Here is a 4,199-nt window from a genome sequence, read left to right as displayed (position 1 = left end):
TTGAGAAGATTTGTTAATCTATGAAACGACATCATCGAAAAAATGTATCTAGCTCAACCGCTTAATCAATCTCCTTATTTATATAATTATAGTATCTTCAAACTAAGAACCAAACATACGAGCCGAGCCGTTGTAGCCAATTAAAACAAAACAGAATGTCGATAACAAAAGAATCAGAATTAATCGGAATGAAAAAAGTTAGTGAAGTTGTTGGAACTACACTAAAATTAATGAGAGAATATGCGAAAATTGGCATGTCGACTAAAGAATTAGACGAATATGGTGGTGAGATTTTAAAAAGTTATGGAGCTAAATCTGCACCTTATGAAACTTATGATTTCCCTGGGTTCACTTGTATTAGTATAAATGAAGAAGCGGCTCACGGAATACCATCTGAGAAAAAAATATTGAAAGAAGGCGATTTGATTAATATTGATGTCTCGGCTGAGTTAAATGGATTTTGGTCTGACAATGGTGGTTCTTTTGTTCTTGGAAAAGACATTCATAATCATCAACCTCTCGTGGATGCATCTAAAAATATTTTACATAAAGCAATTAATAATATTAAAGGAGGAGTAAAAATAGCCGACATTGGACATTTAATAGAAACTGAAGCGAAAAAGTCTGGATTCAAAGTGATTAAAAATTTAGCGGGTCACGGAGTTGGAAGAAGTTTGCACGAAGAACCTGAAAATATTTTAAACTACCGAGTTAGAACAAATAGAGAAAGATTTAAAAAAAATACGACTGTAGCTATTGAGACTTTTATCTCTACAAAATCAACTGTTGCTGTAGAATTAAATGACGGTTGGACTTTAGTTGGAAATAAAGGTGGATATGTAACTCAACACGAACAGACAATACTGATTACGGATAAAAACCCTGTTGTTTTGACTGAATCAAATGGAATTTGGAATTAAAACTGGCTACAACAATGTATATAAAAAATAGGCAAAACAGTAATAATTCCAAGGCTTTTGGCTCATATCAAACTATGTGCTTAACTGAAAGTTTTACATTTCTTAATCGCCTACTTTTCATATACTAACCGTTAGGCGTCATATGAAAAAAATTCTTCTTCAAATATCACTTTTATTTCTTTTGGCATCTTGTAACCAATACAAAAAAACAAATTTTGAATCGGGAATTTTGTGGAGAATTGAATCTAAAAGCGGAATTGAATCTTTTATCTTCGGTACAATCCATCTATACCCACGGACTGAAATGGAGCTATCTGAAAATGTTATTTCTAAACTTAAAGAATGTAATATTCTTGCATTAGAAAGGGACATAACCAATCAAGCAGAACAACAAAAATTTGCCGACTTTGAAATGCCTGCTTTTTTTCTGGAAAGTTATGGAATCATCATTGAGAAATACGGAGACGAACTCATAAGCATGGAAAGTGAATTAATGGAGAAGGCGTTTCAATCAGAAATAGACTTGACCGGACTCGAATCTACTGATGAAATCCTTGACATAATGAAAAAGGTCAGGGACATCGAAGTACCTAAAAATGCTTACTTAAAAGATAAAATACTTTCGGACTATCAAGAAAGTCTAGAACAATATAAATCCGAATCAATAGGTCAATTCTACAAGCGTATGCCCAAGGAAATGGGGCAAGAAATTACAACAATGATAGTGGACAAAAGAAATGAAAATTGGATTGAGGACATAGAATCCCTAATTGAAAAGGATAAAATATTTATTGCGGTCGGAATGGGACATTTGGGAGGCGAAAATGGAATTTTAAATTTACTGGAAAAGAAAGGCTATGGAATCCAAAGAGTGGAATAAAAATACGCCGCCTAACAATGCCTCCTTTGAAAAGCCTTAGTCCAGTTTCTTAAAGTTAATTAATATTTTCTTTTTTGCCTTAAACCACCTTTTTTTCTTTTAATATAACTTGCTCGCACTCCTATGTGTGATCGGTTCGAAACTTGAAACGTCACCGGCATCTGTATGATTATAAATTATAATAAAACCGGTCACTTGCTAAAAATGTGATCCTAAATAGTACAGGTCACGGGTTTTGTTTTGTGATACGGTTCTCACTACTATATTAGAGCTTTGTTATGATTTTTATTTTATTAGTTTTTCTGCTTATTATTCAATAACCCCAATGGTATATGGAACTTCTGTTTTAATTACCGCCAAGGTTCTACTTAGTAGCTTTCTAGCTACTTTGACAATGATACTTTTTACGTTCTTGCCTTGATGTTTACGATAGTAGGCCTGCATTACGGGGTCTGCACGTATCGCTTGCCAAGATGCCTCTACAAAATAACTTCTCAATAAGCGGTTTGCACGTGGGGTCATTCCCATTGTCCTTTGACTGTTTCCGCTTTGGTACATACTTGGTGCCAGACCTATGTAACCTGCCAAATGTTTAATGTTGTTGAAACGTCTTAAATCCCCTAGTTCACATAATATGCCACAGGCCACGATACCTCCGATTCATACTTCTCAGTAATAGATAATCCTTCTTATAATTTACTTTACAGTACCTTCTTAGCTGTGTGGACACATCGCGAAGCTCTTGGTCCACAAAACGGAAGAAACGCATTCTACTCTCTAATGTGGCCTTCGCCGTTGGGTACTCGAACATTATATCATCCAACCAATTTCTGTATTTATGGCTCCAATGGTCATTGTCGAACTCTTCAGGTTCCCTGATTCCGAAATGCAACAATTGCATCTTTATATAGCTCTTGACCCTTCTGAAATCCTTTACAAGGTCATTTCTGCGTCTGAACAGACTACGAAGTTCTTCACGTTTCCTGTCCGGCACTATGATACTCTGCAGTCGGTTATCCTTCAACTCTCTCGCTATCAACTGCGCATCTATCTTATCGGTCTTGGTATGTTTCTCTTTGCCCTTTCTATGAATGTCTGCAGGATTGACTACCAGACTTCGCCAACCGTAACTCTCAAAACAACGATGAGCGTGGTAACCGCAACAACCAGCTTCATAAGCTACGGTAACTTCATACTCCTTGAAATGTTTTGAAACATAAATATGTAATTGCTTTGGGTCGGGTGACATACTGAAAGATTTACCTGCGAACAGATCTGTTGCACAATGTACTTTCCAACTTCGTTTGTGAATATCGATACCAATGTATAACTTCGGGAAAGCAGTTTGTTGAGTGTTCATATCTTAATTGTTTTAGTGAACTTTAAAGATACTTGACTTGCTGCTTTTTCATCGATGCTAAACGTGATGCGGACTTTAGGGCAAAACCGAAAGGTCTGTGTATATTTATAATGTCGCTAAATCTTGTGGATTTAGCTTTGGACAAGAAAAATAAAACTAAACCAAAAGCTTTAGCTTCGTGCACAGACGGAAACGAAAAGTTTCCTTGCCCCCGCACTACACTTAGCCCAGCCGTTGTGCACAAGTTGAAAAAATGAAAGAATATAAATTAGAAATTTTTGCAGATTATTTTCAGTTTCATCTTTATGATGAAAATATGAACCCAAATTTTGGGGATGCATGGGACCAATTTTCAGTTGATAATTTTCTTGCTTTTACTCCTGAAGGAATCGGAATTGGAACTGTGCGAAATATGGACGTTCCTGTAATTCTTAAAATTTGTGATTCAGAACCAAAATTAAAAGAAAACTTGAATCAAGTCTTTCAAATTAATGAATCTGATTTATCTATAATATCTGGAAAGCTAGTTGTAATTGGATGTACGGAATATTTCCCTGATGCAAAACGGATTGAAATGGACAACGGAATCTATAGAGTTAGAATATACTATTCGAATTTAGATAAACTCTCAGAAGATGGACTAGATGGAGAAGATTATTATGAAATTGAAATTTGGAAAACGGATAAAGTTCAAGAGTCCAAATTTGACCGAATAAAACCTGTGCACAACAATAGTAACCGTTGCACAAGCCAATAATTAGAGATAATTACTATCGATATAAGCCTCTTTAAGGGGCTTTTTTTATGCTAAGCTAGAAGTTGAACGTGAATTTTCCGTGCGCCGGAGAAAGGCTTTTCACGTAATGGACCATGATTTTTACGAATAATGGCAGGGCAAGCTTTCCCGCCCCGCTTTTCGGGTGTTCGTTCTCGAATTTCAGGTACTTTTTGAGGTTGTAGGCGATCGCCGAGAGGTGCATCACCTTGTTCGCCTGTGCGAGCCCGATGGTATTTATCTTCCTCAGACTTATAAATTGGG

At 36.1% G+C, this 4,199-nt stretch carries 5 protein-coding genes and 1 pseudogene; 3 read left to right on the top strand and 3 right to left on the bottom strand.

Going from position 1 to position 4,199, the window contains the following annotated elements; all coding sequences use genetic code 11:
• Nucleotides 1–155 precede the first annotated feature (155 nt).
• Both map and DCS95_RS19115 read left to right on the top strand, forming a co-directional pair.
• Nucleotides 156–920 carry a type I methionyl aminopeptidase gene (map, locus tag DCS95_RS19120; protein ID WP_116772399.1) on the top strand — a complete coding sequence of 255 codons (765 nt, stop codon included), beginning with the start codon at nt 156–158 and terminating at the stop codon, nt 918–920.
• A gap of 142 nt (nt 921–1,062) precedes the next feature.
• On the top strand, nt 1,063–1,800 hold the full coding sequence (locus DCS95_RS19115; RefSeq protein WP_116772398.1) for a TraB/GumN family protein: 738 nt from the start codon (nt 1,063–1,065) through the stop codon (nt 1,798–1,800).
• A gap of 309 nt (nt 1,801–2,109) precedes the next feature.
• On the opposite strand, the gene DCS95_RS19110 is transcribed toward DCS95_RS19115, so the two are convergent.
• Together DCS95_RS19110 and DCS95_RS19105 are read right to left on the bottom strand one after the other, a co-directional pair.
• The gene (locus tag DCS95_RS19110) at nt 2,110–2,448 is read right to left on the bottom strand and encodes a transposase (protein WP_164674243.1); all 339 of its coding nucleotides are present in this window, start codon (nt 2,446–2,448) and stop codon (nt 2,110–2,112) included.
• Complete coding sequence (locus DCS95_RS19105; protein WP_116772396.1) at nt 2,426–3,160, bottom strand: IS110 family transposase; 735 nt, start codon at nt 3,158–3,160, stop codon at nt 2,426–2,428. The genes DCS95_RS19110 and DCS95_RS19105 overlap by 23 nt, the downstream gene beginning before the upstream one ends.
• A 253-nt stretch (nt 3,161–3,413) precedes the next feature.
• On the opposite strand from DCS95_RS19105, the gene DCS95_RS19095 reads away from it, so the two are divergent.
• Nucleotides 3,414–3,917, top strand: a complete 504-nt coding sequence (locus DCS95_RS19095; protein ID WP_116772394.1) for a hypothetical protein — start codon at nt 3,414–3,416, stop codon at nt 3,915–3,917.
• A gap of 55 nt (nt 3,918–3,972) precedes the next feature.
• Here DCS95_RS19095 and DCS95_RS20555 read toward each other — a convergent pair.
• Nucleotides 3,973–4,199 (bottom strand): annotated as a pseudogene (locus tag DCS95_RS20555) (hypothetical protein); the annotation flags it as partial.

Source organism: Maribacter litoralis (assembly GCF_003075045.1).
Classification (GTDB): Bacteria; Bacteroidota; Bacteroidia; order Flavobacteriales; family Flavobacteriaceae; genus Maribacter; species Maribacter litoralis.
The sequence above is the reverse complement of the archived record's forward strand: the minus strand, read 5'-3'. Positions and strand labels throughout refer to the sequence as shown.